This is a genomic window from Streptomyces sp. Y309 (assembly GCF_056712025.1).
In genome coordinates this window covers 6,101,963-6,117,425 of record NZ_CM160048.1, presented here as the reverse complement: position 1 = coordinate 6,117,425, position 15,463 = coordinate 6,101,963, and the positions used below count along the sequence as shown (strand labels likewise).

The 15,463-nt window shown below is 70.5% G+C and carries 12 protein-coding genes; 1 reads left to right on the top strand and 11 read right to left on the bottom strand.

The genetic code is table 11. From position 1 onward, the window contains the following. Nucleotides 1-35: 35 nt before the first annotated feature. The 11 genes from AC0KTA_RS25080 to folC all read right to left on the bottom strand — a co-directional run bounded on the left by AC0KTA_RS25080 (nucleotide 36) and on the right by folC (nucleotide 14,093). Nucleotides 36-1,250, bottom strand: a complete 1,215-nt coding sequence (locus AC0KTA_RS25080; RefSeq protein WP_481050474.1) for a hypothetical protein — start codon at nucleotides 1,248-1,250, stop codon at nucleotides 36-38. Nucleotides 1,251-1,339: 89 nt separating this feature from the next. Further along, complete coding sequence (locus AC0KTA_RS25075) at nucleotides 1,340-3,268, bottom strand: TIGR03960 family B12-binding radical SAM protein (protein WP_481050473.1); 1,929 nt, start codon at nucleotides 3,266-3,268, stop codon at nucleotides 1,340-1,342. 95 nt (nucleotides 3,269-3,363) lie between these two features. Then, nucleotides 3,364-4,992: a CYTH and CHAD domain-containing protein gene (locus tag AC0KTA_RS25070; protein WP_481050472.1), complete on the bottom strand. Its 1,629-nt coding sequence runs from the start codon at nucleotides 4,990-4,992 to the stop codon at nucleotides 3,364-3,366. 71 nt (nucleotides 4,993-5,063) lie between these two features. Continuing rightward, nucleotides 5,064-6,260, bottom strand: a complete 1,197-nt coding sequence (gene rodA / locus AC0KTA_RS25065) for a rod shape-determining protein RodA (protein ID WP_481050471.1) — start codon at nucleotides 6,258-6,260, stop codon at nucleotides 5,064-5,066. A 3-nt stretch (nucleotides 6,261-6,263) separates the two neighbouring features. Continuing rightward, entirely contained in the window at nucleotides 6,264-8,438 is a 2,175-nt protein-coding gene (gene mrdA / locus AC0KTA_RS25060; RefSeq protein WP_481050470.1) for a penicillin-binding protein 2, read from the bottom strand. A 117-nt stretch (nucleotides 8,439-8,555) separates the two neighbouring features. Next, complete coding sequence (gene mreD, locus AC0KTA_RS25055) at nucleotides 8,556-9,230, bottom strand: rod shape-determining protein MreD (protein WP_481050469.1); 675 nt, start codon at nucleotides 9,228-9,230, stop codon at nucleotides 8,556-8,558. A gap of 16 nt (nucleotides 9,231-9,246) precedes the next feature. Continuing rightward, nucleotides 9,247-10,194, bottom strand: a complete 948-nt coding sequence (gene mreC, locus AC0KTA_RS25050; protein WP_481050468.1) for a rod shape-determining protein MreC — start codon at nucleotides 10,192-10,194, stop codon at nucleotides 9,247-9,249. A 178-nt stretch (nucleotides 10,195-10,372) separates the two neighbouring features. Then, a complete protein-coding gene (locus tag AC0KTA_RS25045) occupies nucleotides 10,373-11,392 on the bottom strand; it encodes a rod shape-determining protein (RefSeq protein ID WP_030362602.1) in 1,020 nt (339 codons plus the stop codon). A 271-nt stretch (nucleotides 11,393-11,663) separates the two neighbouring features. Then, nucleotides 11,664-12,077, bottom strand: a complete 414-nt coding sequence (gene ndk, locus AC0KTA_RS25040; RefSeq protein WP_481050467.1) for a nucleoside-diphosphate kinase — start codon at nucleotides 12,075-12,077, stop codon at nucleotides 11,664-11,666. 124 nt (nucleotides 12,078-12,201) lie between these two features. Further along, entirely contained in the window at nucleotides 12,202-12,552 is a 351-nt protein-coding gene (locus AC0KTA_RS25035) for a DUF4233 domain-containing protein (protein WP_481050466.1), read from the bottom strand. Nucleotides 12,553-12,557: 5 nt separating this feature from the next. Continuing rightward, nucleotides 12,558-14,093, bottom strand: a complete 1,536-nt coding sequence (gene folC / locus AC0KTA_RS25030; protein ID WP_481050465.1) for a bifunctional tetrahydrofolate synthase/dihydrofolate synthase — start codon at nucleotides 14,091-14,093, stop codon at nucleotides 12,558-12,560. 237 nt (nucleotides 14,094-14,330) lie between these two features. On the opposite strand from folC, the gene AC0KTA_RS25025 reads away from it, so the two are divergent. Further along, a complete protein-coding gene (locus AC0KTA_RS25025; protein ID WP_481050464.1) occupies nucleotides 14,331-15,338 on the top strand; it encodes a rod shape-determining protein in 1,008 nt (335 codons plus the stop codon). Nucleotides 15,339-15,463 lie beyond the last annotated feature (125 nt).

The following is a 15,463-nucleotide window of genomic DNA, read 5'->3' as shown; positions in this document are numbered from 1 at the left end:
TCCGGGCTGGCGCTTGCCCGGGGGAGTATTCGGGATCACCCCCGCGTCGGCGGGGACATTTCGCGCCGGGCCCTGTGCCCTAGGGTACGTGCTTCGCCGTCCGCAGGTTCCCCCCGGGCCTGCGGGACCTCTCCCGCCGGTACCCGCTCCCGGGGCGCGCCGAACAGCGCCCGGCGCACGTCGGCGCGGGCCTGGCGCACGCTCTGCCGGGCGGCGGCGAGGGCCTGGCGGGTCGCCCGTCCGGCCGCCCGGACCGCGTCGGAGGCGGGGCGCCACACCAGGTCGCGGACGGCGTGCCCGACCGGGGTGAGGACGGTGCGGTACGCCCAGCGCGCGGGGGTCACGAAGATCCACCGAAGGAGCTGCCCGAAGAACCGCCCCACAGCCCGCGACACATGCCCCGCGACCCGCCACGCGTGCCCGAGCGCGTCCCCGATCTCGCGCGCCACCACGGCGATGCCCCGCCCGATCGGCGCGAGCACCCACCGCCACACCGCCACGACGGGCACCACGAAGATCCAGCGCAGCAGCGTCCCGACGACGAACACGATCCCGCGCAGCAGCCACATCACCCCGACCCAGAGCCACATGAGCCCCGTACCGATCCCCCGCGCGAGCCACATGAACGCTGCCCCCACGCCTCGCGCCACCCACGCGATGCCGTGCCCGAGGGGGGTCAGCACGCGCGTGTACAGCCACACCGAAGGCACCACGAACAGCATCCGCAGCAGCCACCGCGCGCCCCGCCCGAGCGCCACGAGCCCGGCGCCGACGCCGCGGGCGGCCCAGGCGATCGCGTGCCCGACGGGCGTCAGCACATACTCGTACAGCCACACGGAGGGCACCACGAGCAGCATCCACAGCAGCCAGCCGATGCCCATCCCGACCGGCACGGCCACATACCGCCACAGCCCCACCCAGGGCCAGACGAACAGGCACTTGCCGAGGAACACCGCGGCCGCCCCGAGCCCCCGCCCCACCGGAGCGAGCACGTACCTCCACAGCGCGCTCAGCGGCACCACCACGAGGGTCCGCCCCAGCCAGGCGAGACCCCGGCCCAGGGGCCGCAGCGCGGTGTCCCGCACGAACCGCCCACCCACGACAAGCGCGTCCCACACGAGCCGCACCGGCACGACGACGATCAGCGCGATGATCCGCACCGGAAGCCTGATCGCCACCACGAGACAGCCCTCCGCCTGCGCGGAGGGCTGCTCGGGCGCGCGGGCGGCGGGCCGTTTCTCCAGGTCCATGTCGTCCTAGACGCGCACGGCGTCCGTACGGCTCCCGACTTTCTCGTACGCCTACTTGTTGTTTGCGTCTACTTGTCGTTCTCGTACGCCTACTTGTTGACGACGGACAGCGGCAGCAGCTTCTTGCCGGTCGGGCCGACCTGGATCTCCGTCTGCATGGCGGGGCACACGCCGCAGTCGAAGCAGGGCGTCCAGCGGCAGTCGTCGACCTCGGTCTCGTCGAGGGCGTCCTGCCAGTCCTCCCAGAGCCAGTCCTTGTCGAGGCCGGAGTCCAGGTGGTCCCAGGGCAGGACTTCCTCGTACGTGCGCTCGCGCGTCGTGTACCAGTCGACGTCCACGCCGAACTGGGCGAGGGCCTTGTCGGCACAGCGCATCCAGCGCTCGTACGAGAAGTGCTCGCGCCAGCCGTCGAAGCGGCCGCCGTCCTCGTAGACGGCGCGGATGACGGCGCCGATGCGGCGGTCGCCGCGGGAGAGCAGGCCCTCGACGATGCCGGGCTTGCCGTCGTGGTAGCGGAAGCCGATGGAGCGGCCGTACTTCTTGTCGCCGCGGATCTTGTCGCGGAGCTTCTCCAGGCGGGCGTCGGTCTCCGCGGCGGAGAGCTGCGGGGCCCACTGGAAGGGGGTGTGGGGCTTGGGGACGAAGCCGCCGATGGAGACCGTGCAGCGGATGTCGTTGGAGCCGGAGACCTCGCGGCCCTTCTGGATGACGTTCATCGCCATGTCGGCGATCTGCAGGACGTCCTCGTCGGTCTCGGTGGGCAGGCCGCACATGAAGTACAGCTTCACCTGGCGCCAGCCGTTGCCGTAGGCGGTGGCGACGGTGCGGATCAGGTCCTCTTCCGAGACCATCTTGTTGATGACCTTGCGCATGCGCTCGCTGCCGCCCTCGGGGGCGAAGGTCAGGCCGGAGCGACGGCCGTTGCGCGTCAGCTCGTTGGCGAGGTCGACGTTGAAGGCGTCCACGCGGGTGGAGGGGAGGGACAGGCCGATCTTGTCCTCCTCGTACCGGTCCGCGAGGCCCTTGGCGATGTCGCCGATCTCGGAGTGGTCGGCGGAGGAGAGGGACAGCAGGCCGACCTCTTCGAAGCCCGTCGCCTTGAGGCCCTTCTCGACCATCTCGCCGATGCCCGTGATCGAACGCTCACGGACCGGGCGGGTGATCATGCCCGCCTGGCAGAAGCGGCAGCCGCGCGTGCAGCCGCGGAAGATCTCCACGGACATCCGCTCGTGCACGGTCTCGGCGAGCGGGACCAGCGGCTGCTTCGGGTAGGGCCACTCGTCGAGGTCCATGACGGTGTGCTTGGACACGCGCCACGGGACACCGCTCTTGTTCGGTACGACACGGGCGATGCGGCCGTCCGGGAGGTACTCGACGTCGTAGAACCCCGGGATGTAGACCGAACCCGTCTTGGCGAGGCGGAAGAGGACCTCCTCGCGGCCGCCGGGGCGGCCCTCGGCCTTCCACCGGCGGATGATCTCCGTCATGTCGAGCACGGCCTGCTCGCCGTCGCCGATGACCGCCGCGTCGATGAAGTCGGCGATCGGCTCGGGGTTGAACGCCGCGTGGCCGCCGGCCAGGACGATCGGGTCGTCGATGCCGCGGTCCTTGGACTCCAGCGGGATGCCCGCGAGGTCCAGGGCGGTCAGCATGTTCGTGTAGCCGAGCTCCGTGGAGAAGCTCAGGCCGAAGACGTCGAAGGCCTTCACCGGGCGGTGGCTGTCCACCGTGAACTGCGGGACCTTGTGCTCCCGCATCAGCTCTTCGAGGTCCGGCCAGACGCTGTACGTGCGCTCGGCGAGGACGCCCTCGCGCTCGTTCAGGACCTCGTAGAGGATCATGACGCCCTGGTTGGGCAGGCCGACCTCGTACGCGTCGGGGTACATGAGCGCCCAGCGGACGTCGCAGGAGTCCCAGTCCTTGACGGTGGAGTTGAGCTCACCGCCCACGTACTGGATCGGCTTCTGCACATGCGGGAGCAGGGCTTCGAGCTGCGGGAAAACCGACTCGACAGACATCGCTGGACCTTCGTGAGCTGACAGGGGTGACCCTCAAGCCTAACGTGGCCGCGGCCACGCTCCGTACCTCGATCGGCGGACCCCCGCGCGGCCGCTCAGCCGCCGAGCGCCGCCCGCACCTTCGGCCGCGACGCCCGCTCCCACACCCCCGGCAGCTCCCGCTCCCGTGCGGCCGCGGCGGCCTCCTCGCGGCCGTACAGCAGGCCCCAGACGAACGCGGACTCGCCCGCCGCGTGCGCCTGGATCGCCAGGTTCCGCAGGGCCTCGCGGGCGACGACGCTGTCCTGGTGGTCGCCGAGGACCCGCTGGACGGCCTTCATGCGCTTGGCGAAGCGGGCGGCGGGCTTTCCCAGGGCGGGCTTCGCCGCCTCGCCCGCGTACCGGGCGCGCTTGGCGGCCTTGCGGGCCTCGTGCATCGCCACGTCCCGGTCCGCGCCGGGGGCCAGCGCGAGGGCGTGGTCGACGCGGGTGGCCAGCCGGTCGTAGTCCTTGAGCATCGCCTTGGGCAGGGCCTCGGCGGCGGGGGCCTGCGCGGCCTTGCGGAGCGGGGGGTCGGCGAGGACGGCGTCGAGGCGGTCGAGCAGCGCGAGGTAGCGCTTGCTGTCGAGTACGGCGACCGTCTTGCGGCGGGAGCCTGCGCGGCCCGCGACCTTCCAGGTCCGCAGGCGGCCGCGGACGGGGCCCAGGAGGAGGGTTCTGGGGAGCGCCGCGATGGCCTCCGTAAGGCGTTCGGTGAGGACCTCGCGGTCGCGGTCCACGCCCAGTTCGGCGGCCAGCCACTTCAGTTCCTCGCCCAGGGGGTCCGTGACCGTGCGGTCGAGGATCTTTCCGTACGTCTTGAAGGCGCTGCGGGTTCTGCGGGTGGCCACGCGCATCTGGTGGACCGAGTCGGGGAGGTCCTGGCGGACCGCGGGGTCCAGGTCCACCAGGGCGTTGCGCTGCTCGCGGAGGTACGCGAGGACTTGGGCGCCCGCGGAGTCGGCCCTGAGCTGGGCCTGGGGCTGCCGCCCCTTGCCTTTGCCGAGCCTCTTACCAGGCTTGCCGTCGGCCTGGGGCTGCAGTTGAGGGTCGGGAACCCGCCCTGCGGGACGATTGCCCACAGCGGTAACGGGCTCGTTGACCGCCGTCTCCGCCAGTGCCCTCGCCAGTTTCGACGGCGATGTCGAGCGGTGTATCCCCGCCTTGCGCAGCTTCTTCTCCACCTTGTCCAGGAGGGTCGGGGTGGCGCCGTCCGCGAGTTCTACCTCGATTTCCGTCCAGGACGTGGTGCCGTCGCCGCCGGTGAGGCGTTCCGCGCGGACGCCGTCGAGGCTGACCTCCGCCAGGAGGGTGCCGGACTCGTCGACGAGGTGGCGCAGGTCGCGGGCCGAGCGGAGGCGGACGACCGGGGCGAGCTCGGCGTCGCGCACGCGGGAGCGGACGAGGCCCGCGAGGGCGCGCGGCACGTCGTCCGACAGCGGGGCGTGCACCTCGTCGCGGGCGCCCTCGATCTCGGGCACCGGCAGCTTCAGGTGCCAGCCCGCGTCGTCGCCGCCGGTGCGGCGGCGCAGCGTGATGGAGGCGGCGGCGAGGCGCTGGTCGGCGGTGTCGTAGTAGACCGCGTCCAGGTCGGCGACGCCCTTGTCGAGGACGTCGGCCACCCCGGCGACTCCCCTGAGGTCGGGGAGTCCGCCGTGGGCGCCGGCGTCGTACTTCCGCTCGATCTCGCGCTTCGTGTCCGCCATGAACCGAATCTAGACGCGATCGGCCGACTTGGGCAGTCCTCGGTCCGCTGCTCAGGCAGCGGGCGTTGCCGCTACGCCGACAGCGGGCGCTCCACCTTGATCGACTGGAGGAGGCCCACGGCCACCCAGACCGCGAACATCGAGGACCCTCCGTACGAGACGAACGGCAGCGGCAGGCCCGCCACCGGCATGATGCCGAGGGTCATCCCGATGTTCTCGAAGGCCTGGAAGGCGAACCAGGCGATGATCCCGGCGGCGACGACCGTGCCGTACAGCTCGGTCGTCTCGCGCGCGATGCGGCAGGCCCGCCAGAGCACGACACCGAGCAGGACCAGGATGGCGCCCGCGCCGACGAAGCCGAGCTCCTCACCGGCGACGGTGAACACGAAGTCCGTCTGCTGTTCGGGGACGAACTGGCCGGTGGTCTGGGAGCCCTTGGTCAGGCCGGTGCCGGTCAGGCCGCCCGAACCGATCGCGATGCGGGCCTGGTTGGTGTTGTAGCCGACGCCCGCCGGGTCGAGCGCGGGGTTGGCGAAGGCGGCGAAGCGGGCGATCTGGTAGTCGTCGAGGACGCCGAGCTGCCATATGGCGATGCCACCGGCGACGCCCGTGCCGAGCAGGCCGAACACCCAGCGGTTGGAGGCGCCGGAGGCTAGCAGTACGCCGAGCACGATCATCACCATGACCATGACCGAGCCGAGGTCGGGCATGAGCAGGACGATCAGTATCGGCACGGTCGCGAGGCCGAGCGCCTGCATCACTGTGCGGTGGTCCGGGTGCTCCCGGTCGCCCGCGTCGACGCGCGCCGCGAGCAGCATCGCCATGCCCAGGATGATGGTGATCTTGACGAATTCGGAGGGCTGCAGCGAGAACCCGGCGATCACCAGCCACGCGTGGGCGCCGTTGATGGTGGCGCCGAGCGGGGTGAGGACGAGCAGCACGAGCAGGACCGAGATGCCGTAGAGGATCGGCACGGCCGTGCGCAGGGTGCGGTGGCCGAGCCAGATCGTGCCGGCCATCAGGGCGAGCCCGATGCCGATGTTCATGACGTGCTTGAACAGGAAGGCGTACGGGTCGTCGCCGACGAGTTCGGTGCGGTTGCGGGTCGCGGAGTAGACCAGCGCGGAGCCGATCACGGACAGCGCGAGCGCGCAGAGCAGTATCACCCAGTCGAGCCTGCGCAGTATCGAGTCGCGGGCGAACAGGCGGGAGAGCGTGGAGCGTTCGGGGCCGTAGCCCGAGACGGAGAAGCCACCAGTGCCGGCCATGAGCTAGTCACGCCTCCCGTTCGCCGGCGCCCCGGCCAGTTCCGTCTGCTCGGTCGGCGGCTTCGGCTTCTCCGGCTTGTACGGCTTGACCTTCGGGGCGTCGATGGAGCCGTCGGGCTGGATCTTGGGCAGGGTCTTCTGCGGCTCGGGCAGCAGGGCCTTCTTCAGGTCCTGCTTGCCGTCGTCGTCCAGGCCGTAGATCGCGTCGTAGATCTTGCGGACGGCGGGCCCGGACGCGCCGGAGCCCGTGCCGCCCTGGGAGATCGTCATCACGATCGAGTAGTCCTTGGTGTACGTCGCGAACCACGACGTCGTCTGCTTGCCGTAGACCTCGGCCGTACCCGTCTTCGCGTGCATCGGGATCTTGTCCTGCGGCCAGCCGCCGAAGCGCCAGGCGGCGGTGCCCTTGGTCGCGACGTCCGCGAGGGCACCGTCTATGTCCTTGCGCAGGGCCGCGTCCATGGGCAGCTTGCCGTGGGACTTGGGCGCGATCTCCTCGACGTGCTTGCCGTCGGCGCTGATGATCGCCTTGCCGACGGTGGGGTCGTACATGGTGCCGCCGTTGGCGATGGCGGAGTAGATGGTGGCCATCTGGATCGGCGTGACGAGGGTGTCGCCCTGGCCGATGGAGTAGTTGACGGAGTCACCGGCGCGCATCTTCATGCCTTCGAGGCAGTTCTCGTACGCGATGCGCTCGGCGTACTCGCCGCCCTTCTTGCCCTGCTTGCACCAGGCGTCCTTGTTGGCCTGCCAGTAGTCCTTCTTCCACTGGCGGTCGGGGACGCGCCCGGTGACCTCGTTGGGCAGGTCGATGCCGGTCTCCTTGCCGAGGCCGAACTCGTGGGCGGTCTTGTAGAACCAGTCCTTGGGGTCCTTCTTCGGCTTGTTGCCGCCGTCCTTGGCCCACTGGTCGTGCGAGAGCTTGTAGAAGACCGTGTCGCAGGAGACCTCCAGGGCCTGGCCGAGGGTGATGGAGCCGTGGCCCTGGGACTCGAAGTTCTTGAAGACCTGTCCGCCGATGGAGTACGAGCTGGGGCACGGGTAGCGGCCGTTGAACTCGTAGCCCGCGTTGACGGCGGCGGTGGTCGGGATGACCTTGAAGATGGAGCCGGGGGCGGCCTGGCCCTGGATGGCCCGGTTGAGGAGCGGGTAGTTGGACTTCTTGCCGGTGAGCTTGGAGTAGTCCTTGCCGGAGATGCCGCCGACCCAGGCGTTCGGGTCGTAGGTCGGCTGGGAGGCCATGGAGACGACGCGGCCGGTCTTGTTCTCCATGACGACGACGGCGCCCGCGTCGGCCTTGTAGTTCTCGCCGGTGTTCTTGTCGAACTCCTTGCGGGCCTTCTCCATAGCGTCGTTCAGCCAGTACTCGGACACGGCCTGCACACGCGCGTCGATGCTGGTGACGACGTTGGAGCCGGGCCGGGCCTGATCGGAGTCGGCCTTCCCCATGACCCGGCCGAGGTTGTCGACCTCGTAGCGGGTGACGCCCGCCTTGCCGCGCAGCTGCTTGTCGTACGTCCGCTCCAGGCCGGAGCGGCCGACCTGGTCGGAGCGCAGGTACGGCGAGTCGGTGTCCTTGGCCTTGTTGATCTCTTCGTCGGTGACGGGCGAGAGATAGCCGAGGACCTGCGCGGTGTTGGACTTGCCGGGGGCGCCGTAGCGGCGCACGGCGGTGGGCTCGGCGGTGATGCCGGGGAAGTCCTCGGAGCGCTCCCGGATCTGCAGGGCCTGCTTGGGCGTGGCCTCGTCGGTGATCGGGATGGGCTGGTAGGGCGAGCCGTTCCAGCAGGGCTGGGGCGTCTTGGAGTCGCAGAGCCGGACCTTGTCGGCGACTTCCTTGGGGGTCATGTTCAGGACCGCGGCGAGCTTGTCGAGGACGCCCTTGCCGTCGTCCTTCATCTTCATCAGGTCCGTGCGGGACGCGGAGACGACGAGGCGGGTCTGGTTGTCGGCGATGGGCACGCCGCGGGCGTCGAGGATCGAGCCGCGCACGGCGGGCTGGACGACCTGCTGGACGTGGTTGCCGGAGGCCTCTTCGGCGTACTCGTCGCCGTTGCGGACCTGGAGGTACCACAGGCGGCCGCCGAGGGTGAGGAGCAGCGAGACGACGAGGATCTGGATGATGACGAGGCGGATCTGGACGCGGGGCGTGCGCCCGGTCTCAGGAATATTGGTCATGGGCGTAGCCCATTCTTTGGAAGGGTGGTGGTGGGCGACGGGTGGGCGGTCACTGCTGCACTCCTCCCCTGGTGTACGTCGGCCGCCGGGCGGCTCGGTACGTGAACTGCCGTGCGCTCACAGGCGCTTGACCCCCTTGATGCGTCCGGCGCGGGCCACCCGGGCCTTGGCCGCCTTCATCCGCAGTCCGGCGCCGCGCTGGTTGCCGATGCTCAGGCCGGTGCCGGAGGACAGGAAGCCGGAGGAGACGTCGGCCGCCTTGCCGCCCGAGGAGGTCTCTCCCAGGGGGTCGTTCTCGGCGCGCCGGGCGAGCGCGATGATCAGCGGGATGGTGAACGGCGCGAGCAGCAGGTCGTACAGCGCGGCCGTGAAGAGCAGTCCGCCGAGGCCGACGTGGCGGGCCGCGTCGTCGCCGACGAGGGCGCCCACGCCCGCGTACAGGAGCGTGGAGCCGATGGCGGCGCCGACCACGACGACGAGCGGGCCGCTGGCCGAGCGCAGCCGGCCGGTCTCGGGCTTGGCGAGGCCGGCCAGATAGCCGATGACGCACAGGACCAGGGCGTAGCGCCCGGCGGCATGGTCGGCGGGCGGCGCGAGGTCGGTGAGCAGGCCGGCGCCGAAGCCGATGAGGGCGCCGCCCGTGTGGCCGTACACGAGGGCGAGGCCGAGGACGGTCAGGAGCACCAGGTCGGGCACGGCGCCGGGCAGTTGGAGCCGGGCCAGGACGCTGACCTGGATGACGAGGGCGACGACGACGAGGGTGCTGGCGAGCAGGATCCGGTTGAAGCGCATGGGGGTGTCAGTGCTCCTACTGCTCGTTGCCGTTGTCTGCGCCGTCGGCCGGGGGCTGGCCGGAAGGCGTGACCGTCACCGTGGGGGCCGGTTTGGGTTTGGCGGGCTTGGGCGGCAGCACCGTGTCGCGGGGGTCCTCGCGCGGGGCCTCGACGACCACGCCGACGACGTCGAGCTTGGTGAAGCCGACGTACGGGCGGACGTAGACGTTGCGGGTGAGGTCGCCGCCGGACGGGTCGACGCGGATGACCTCGCCGACCGGGACGCCCGGCACGAACGGCTTGTCGGCCTGGGAGCCGAAGGTCACCAGGCGGTCGCCCTTCTTGACCTTCGACTTGCCGTTGAGCAGCTGGACCCGCAGCGGGCGGTCGCCCTGGCCGGAGGCGAAGCCCAGCTCGTCGGTCTTCTCCATGCGGGTGCCGACGGTGAAGTCGGGGTCGTTGGCGAGCAGCACCGTGGCGGTGGACGGGCCGACGGTGGTGACGCGGCCGACCAGGCCGTCGCCGTTGAGCACCGTCATGTCGCGCTTCAGCCCGTCGTTGGCGCCGGCGTCGATGGTGACCGTCCAGGAGAAGCCCTGGGCCGCTCCTATGCCGATGACTTCCGCGCCCTTGATGCCGTACTGCCCCGCGCCGGCCTTCTTCAGCATGGCGTCGAGCTGTTTGACCCGGCTGCGGTTGCGGTCGTCGCTGCCGAGTTTGGCCTTCAACGCGGCGTTCTGCCGCTCCAGTTCGGCGATGCGGTCGTGGCGGTCACCGGAGTCGCGGACCGCGCCGATCGCGTTTCCGATCGGGTCGACGGCGGACGACATGCCGTCCTCGACCGGGCCGAAGACGGTGGCGGCGGCCTGGCGGGCACCGTCGACCGGCGAATCCTCACCGCCGCGGATGTCCACCGTGATCAGCGCGAACGCGATGGCGATCAGCAGCACCAGGAGCAGCCGGCTCTCTCGTGTGTCCCTCACGTGCGGCGGCCGTGCCTTCCTCAAGTCGGAATCTGCGGAAAACTACTCAAAGAAATCTATGAAACCGCGGGCGTGCGAGCGCGCCGCGGCATTGTGTGTTTTCTCAGTGTTGCCTCTATATCAACGATCCGCCGCACGAGGTGGCAGGCACTCGTACGGCGGACGTCGACGCGTCACATCATCTGCGCGGCTGGGCGTCGAGAACCTGCTGGAGTGCCTCGAATTCCTCGACGCACTTGCCGGAGCCGAGCGCCACGCTGTCCAGCGGGTCCTCGGCGATGTGGATGGGCATGCCGGTCTCGCGGCGCAGCCGCTCGTCCAGGCCGCGCAGCAGGGCACCGCCGCCGGTCAGGACGATGCCGCGGTCCATGACGTCGCCGGACAGCTCGGGCGGGCACTTGTCGAGGGTCGTCTTGACCGCGTCGACAATGGCGTTGACGGGCTCCTCGATGGCCTTGCGGACCTCGGCCGCGGAGATCACGACGGTCTTCGGCAGGCCGGAGACCAGGTCGCGGCCGCGGATCTCGGTGTGCTCGTCGGCGTCCATGTCGTACGCGGAACCGATGGTGATCTTGATCTGCTCTGCCGTGCGCTCGCCGAGGAGGAGGGAGTACTCCTTCTTGATGTGCTGGATGATCGCGTTGTCCAGCTCGTCGCCGGCCACCCGGATGGACTGTGCCGTGACGATTCCGCCGAGGCTGATGACGGCGACCTCGGTGGTGCCGCCGCCGATGTCCACCACCATGTTGCCGGTGGCCTCGTGGACGGGCAGGCCGGAGCCGATGGCCGCGGCCATGGGCTCCTCGATGATGTGCACCTGGCGGGCGCCGGCCTGCGAGGAGGCCTCGATGACCGCGCGGCGCTCGACGCCCGTGATGCCCGAGGGCACACAGACCACGACGCGCGGGCGGGCCAGATAGCGGCGCTTGTGGATCTTCAGGATGAAGTAGCGCAGCATCCGCTCGGTGATCTCGAAGTCGGCGATGACGCCGTCCTTCAGCGGACGCACCGCGACAATGTTGCCCGGCGTGCGACCGATCATCTTCTTGGCTTCGGCGCCGACCGCGAGGATGCCGCCGGTGTTGGTGTTGATCGCGACGACGGACGGTTCGTTGAGTACGATCCCCCGACCCCTGACGTACACCAGCGTGTTGGCGGTCCCGAGGTCGACAGCCATGTCACGGCCGATGAACGACATGTTGTTCCCCATGAGGATGCGTCTGGCCTTCCCTAGTGGAGCGTGTGATGGCTTGTTAGGTAGGCGAGGTGGGTGCTGTGTGGCGTGGAGGCTTCCATCGTAGTCTCGCCCGCACGGACACGGCGCGAGGGTCTGCGCCATTGTCAGCAGATGATGAGCCGCCCCGCTTCTGGAGACGTGCCATCGGGGGGACGGGTTCCCCCAATCGGGCCGCATATGCCAAAGGACGGCCGGATTTCACCGGCCGTCCCAGGTCGCGCGGGTGCGGTTCTCAGACGAGGCCCGGGAAGAAAATCTTCAGCTCGCGCTCGGCGGACTCCTCGGAGTCGGAGGCGTGGATCAGGTTCTCACGGACGATGACACCGAAGTCGCCACGGATGGAGCCGGGTGCGGCGGCGATCGGGTCGGTCGGCCCGGCGAGCGCGCGCACGCCCTCGATGACGCGCTCACCCTCGACGACGAGGGCGACGACGGGGCCGGACAGCATGAACTCCACGAGCGGCTCGTAGAAGGGGCGGCCGACGTGCTCCGCGTAGTGCTGCTCCAGGGTGGCGCGGTCCAGGGTGCGCAGCTCCAGCGCGCTGATCTTCCAGTCGGCCTTGCGCTCGATACGCCCGACGATCTCGCCGACCAAACCTCGACGTACGGCGTCGGGCTTGAGAAGGACGAGAGTGCGCTGGCTCATGTGCGGCTCCAAGCAGTGGCTTTACGGTCACGTGGGATTGCGGAGCACGATACCGACCCGGTGCGGGCCGCTGTTGCGCAGGGCGGAACAGGGGCCACAGCTTTCGGACACTGTCCGGCCGGGGTCAGGCGGCTTCCCTCTCCGCTTCCTGTGCGGCGAACCTAGCCTTCGCCTCGTCGACGTGCCGGCCGAAGTGCACCGACGCCCACCACAGGGCGGCGAACATCGCGCCCATGAAGAACATCATCGGGACCACGACGCCGCTGGCGATCAGGGCGATCTGCAGCGCCCAGCCGAGCTGGACGCCGCCCGGCCGGGTGACCATGCCGCACAGCAGGACGGACAGCGCCATGGCGATGCCGCAGACCGTCCAGACCGTGCCCGTGGCCAGGTCCGGGTCCTTCATGGCGACCAGACCGGCGAATCCGATGACGAAGAACTCGCCGATCAAGGTCGACGAACAGAGCGTGCGCACAGCTCTCAGCCCCTCCCCAGGAGCAGTCGGGCCTCGCCGACGGTGATGACGGAGCCGGTGACGAGGACGCCGCCGCCGGCGAACTCCCCCTCCTCCTCGGCCAGGGTGATCGCGGCCTCCAGGGCGTCGTCCAGGCGCGGCTCGACCTGCACGCGGTCGTCGCCGAAGACCTCGACGGCGAGGCCCGCGAGCGCGTCGGCGTCCTGGGCGCGGTGGCTGGAGTTCTGCGTGACGACGACCTCGGCGAAGATCGGCTCGAAGGCCTCCAGGATGCCGCGGGCGTTCTTGTCGTCGCTGACGCCGATCACGCCGATGAGGCGGCTGAAGTCGAAGACCTCGCTGATCGCCGCGGCCGCGGCGCGGGCGCCCGCCGGGTTGTGCGCGGCGTCCAGGACGACGGTGGGCGAGCGGCGCACGATTTCGAGGCGGCCCGGCGAGGCGACCGAGGCGAAGGCCTTGCGGACGGTGTCGATGTCCAGCGGGCGGGCGTGCTGGGCGCCGATGCCGAAGAACGCCTCGACGGCGGCGAGGGCCACCGCGGCGTTGTGCGCCTGGTGTTCGCCGTGCAGGGGCAGGAACACCTCTTCGTACTCCCCGCCGAGGCCGCGCAGGGTCAGGAGCTGGCCGCCGACGGCGACCTGGCGGGCGGCGACGCCGAACTCCAGGCCCGCGCGCGCGACCGTCGCGTCCACCTCGACGGCCTTCTTCAGGAGCACCTGGGCGGCGTCGACGGGCTGCTGGGCCAGGATGACCGTGGCGTCCGGCTTGATGACGCCGGCCTTCTCGACGGCGATCTCGGCGGCCGTGGTGCCGAGGCGGTCGGTGTGGTCCAGGTCTATGGGCGTGACGACGGCGACGGAGGCGTCGATGACGTTCGTGGCGTCCCAGGTGCCGCCCATGCCGACCTCGACGACGGCGACGTCCACGGGGGCGTCCGCGAAGGCGGCGTACGCCATGGCGGTGAGGACCTCGAAGAAGGAGAGCCTGAACTCCTCCTTGGCGTCGACCATCTCCACGTACGGCTTGATGTCCTCGTAGGCCTCGACGAAGCGCTCGGGGGCCATCGGGGCGCCGTCCAGGCTGATGCGCTCGGTGATCGACTGGACGTGGGGCGACGTGTACCGCCCGGTGCGCAGTTCGAAGACGCCGAGCAGGGCCTCGATCATGCGGGCCGTGGAGGTCTTGCCGTTCGTCCCCGTGATGTGGATCGAGGGGTACGCCCGCTGGGGCTCGCCCAGCACGTCCATCAGGGCGGCGATGCGGGCGAGCGACGGGTCCAGCTTGGTCTCGCCCCAGCGGCCCGCGAGCTCCGCCTCGACCGCGCGCAGCGCCTTGTCCACCTCCGGGTCGGCCGGGCGGGCCGGGACGTCGGCCTCGGGCGGGCCGGCCTGCGTGCGCAGGGTGCGGCTGCCGGCCTCGATCACGGCGAGGTCGGGGTCGCGGTCGGTCTCGGCGCCGACGATCTCGTCGAACCGGTCGATCTCGTCGGCGGGGTCGTGGTCGTCGTCGCGCGGGCTGTCGTTCGGAGGGAGGTCGCTCACGTACGCCAGTCTATTCGGGCGTGGTCTGGCGTGGGCGCCTCAGGCCTGGGCTCGCCTCTTCCTATGGGGCTTCGCCCCTTTCCCCCTTCGTTGGCCCTTCGGGCCTCGTCCTCAATCGCCGGACGGGCTATTTCCGGCTCGGGCGGGCTGTCGTCGACCGCGTCAGGACTTTCGGCCTGTCCTGTTCGGGACTTTGGTCCCTCCGTCTCCCGGATGTGACGGGCAAACTTGGCGATCATGGACATAGGCATCGACCTCGGCACCGCCAACACCCTTCTCTACGTCCGCGGTCAGGGCATCGTGCTCAACGAGCCGTCCGTGGTCGCCGTCAAGGACGGTGCGCGCGGCGCGCTCGCCGTCGGGACGGAGGCCAAGGAGACCATCGGCCGCACCCCCGGCTCCATCACCGCGATCCGCCCTCTGAAGGACGGCGTGATCAGCGACTTCGAGGCCGCCGAGGAGATGATCCGGCACTTCGTGCGCAAGGCCGTGCCCGGCCGCAGGCCGCGTACGCGGATGGTGATCTGCGTGCCCAGCGGCGTCACGCAGGTCGAGCGGCGGGCCATCGTGCACGCCGCGCAGCGGGCCGGGGCGCGGGCCGTGCATCTGGTCGAGGAGCCGATGGCGGCGGCGATCGGGGCGGGGCTGCCGGTGGCCGAGCCGCGCGGGTCGATGATCGTGGACATCGGCGGCGGCACGTCCGAGGTCGCCGTCATCTCGCTCGGCGGGATCGTGACGTCGCAGTCCCTGCGGGTCGGCGGGGACCGCCTGGACTCCGCGATCACGGACTTCGTACGCCGCGAGCACGCGCTCCTGATCGGCGAGCGCACCGCCGAGGACGTGAAGGTCGCCATCGGGTCGGCGTGGCCCGTGCCCGGTGAAGACGCCTTCGAGGAGCGGACGTTCACCGTGCGGGGGCGGGAGAAGGTCGGCGGGCTGCCGAAGACGGTGGAGCTGACCGTGGCGGAGGTGCGGGCCGCTCTCGACGAGCCCGTCGAGGCCATCATCGCGGCCGTGCGGGTGACGCTGGAGGAGTGTCCGCCGGAGCTTTCCGGCGACGTCATGGAGCACGGCATCGTGCTCACCGGCGGCGGCGCCCTCCTCCCCGGCCTCGACCTCCGCCTCGCCTCCGCCACCGGCATCCCCGTCTTCGTCGCCGACAACCCGCTGGACAGCGTGGCGCTGGGCTGCGGGAAGTGTGTGGAGGACTTCGACGGGCTCGAGCGGGTGATGTCCGCGGCGTAGCCCTCGGGCCGGGCGGGGGTACGGGGTGTCACTTGCCGTGGGCCGGCTGGTCCCCCTGGGCCGGGGTGGCCGCAGATCGCCGCTTCGCGGCTCGTCCTCAATCGCCGGACGGGCTTTCTCCCACC

What these genes read in the sequence shown, in the direction of transcription:
- AC0KTA_RS25045 (WP_030362602.1), bottom strand. Translation starts at nt 11,392, where the DNA reads ATGTCGTTCATCGGCCGTGACATGGCTGTCGACCTCGGGACCGCCAAC.
- mrdA (WP_481050470.1), bottom strand. Translation starts at nt 8,438, where the DNA reads ATGACCAATATTCCTGAGACCGGGCGCACGCCCCGCGTCCAGATCCGC.
- AC0KTA_RS25075 (WP_481050473.1), bottom strand. Translation starts at nt 3,268, where the DNA reads ATGTCTGTCGAGTCGGTTTTCCCGCAGCTCGAAGCCCTGCTCCCGCAT.
- mreD (WP_481050469.1), bottom strand. Translation starts at nt 9,230, where the DNA reads ATGCGCTTCAACCGGATCCTGCTCGCCAGCACCCTCGTCGTCGTCGCC.
- AC0KTA_RS25080 (WP_481050474.1), bottom strand. Translation starts at nt 1,250, where the DNA reads ATGGACCTGGAGAAACGGCCCGCCGCCCGCGCGCCCGAGCAGCCCTCC.
- AC0KTA_RS25025 (WP_481050464.1), top strand. Translation starts at nt 14,331, where the DNA reads ATGGACATAGGCATCGACCTCGGCACCGCCAACACCCTTCTCTACGTC.
- ndk (WP_481050467.1), bottom strand. Translation starts at nt 12,077, where the DNA reads ATGAGCCAGCGCACTCTCGTCCTTCTCAAGCCCGACGCCGTACGTCGA.
- AC0KTA_RS25070 (WP_481050472.1), bottom strand. Translation starts at nt 4,992, where the DNA reads ATGGCGGACACGAAGCGCGAGATCGAGCGGAAGTACGACGCCGGCGCC.
- rodA (WP_481050471.1), bottom strand. Translation starts at nt 6,260, where the DNA reads ATGGCCGGCACTGGTGGCTTCTCCGTCTCGGGCTACGGCCCCGAACGC.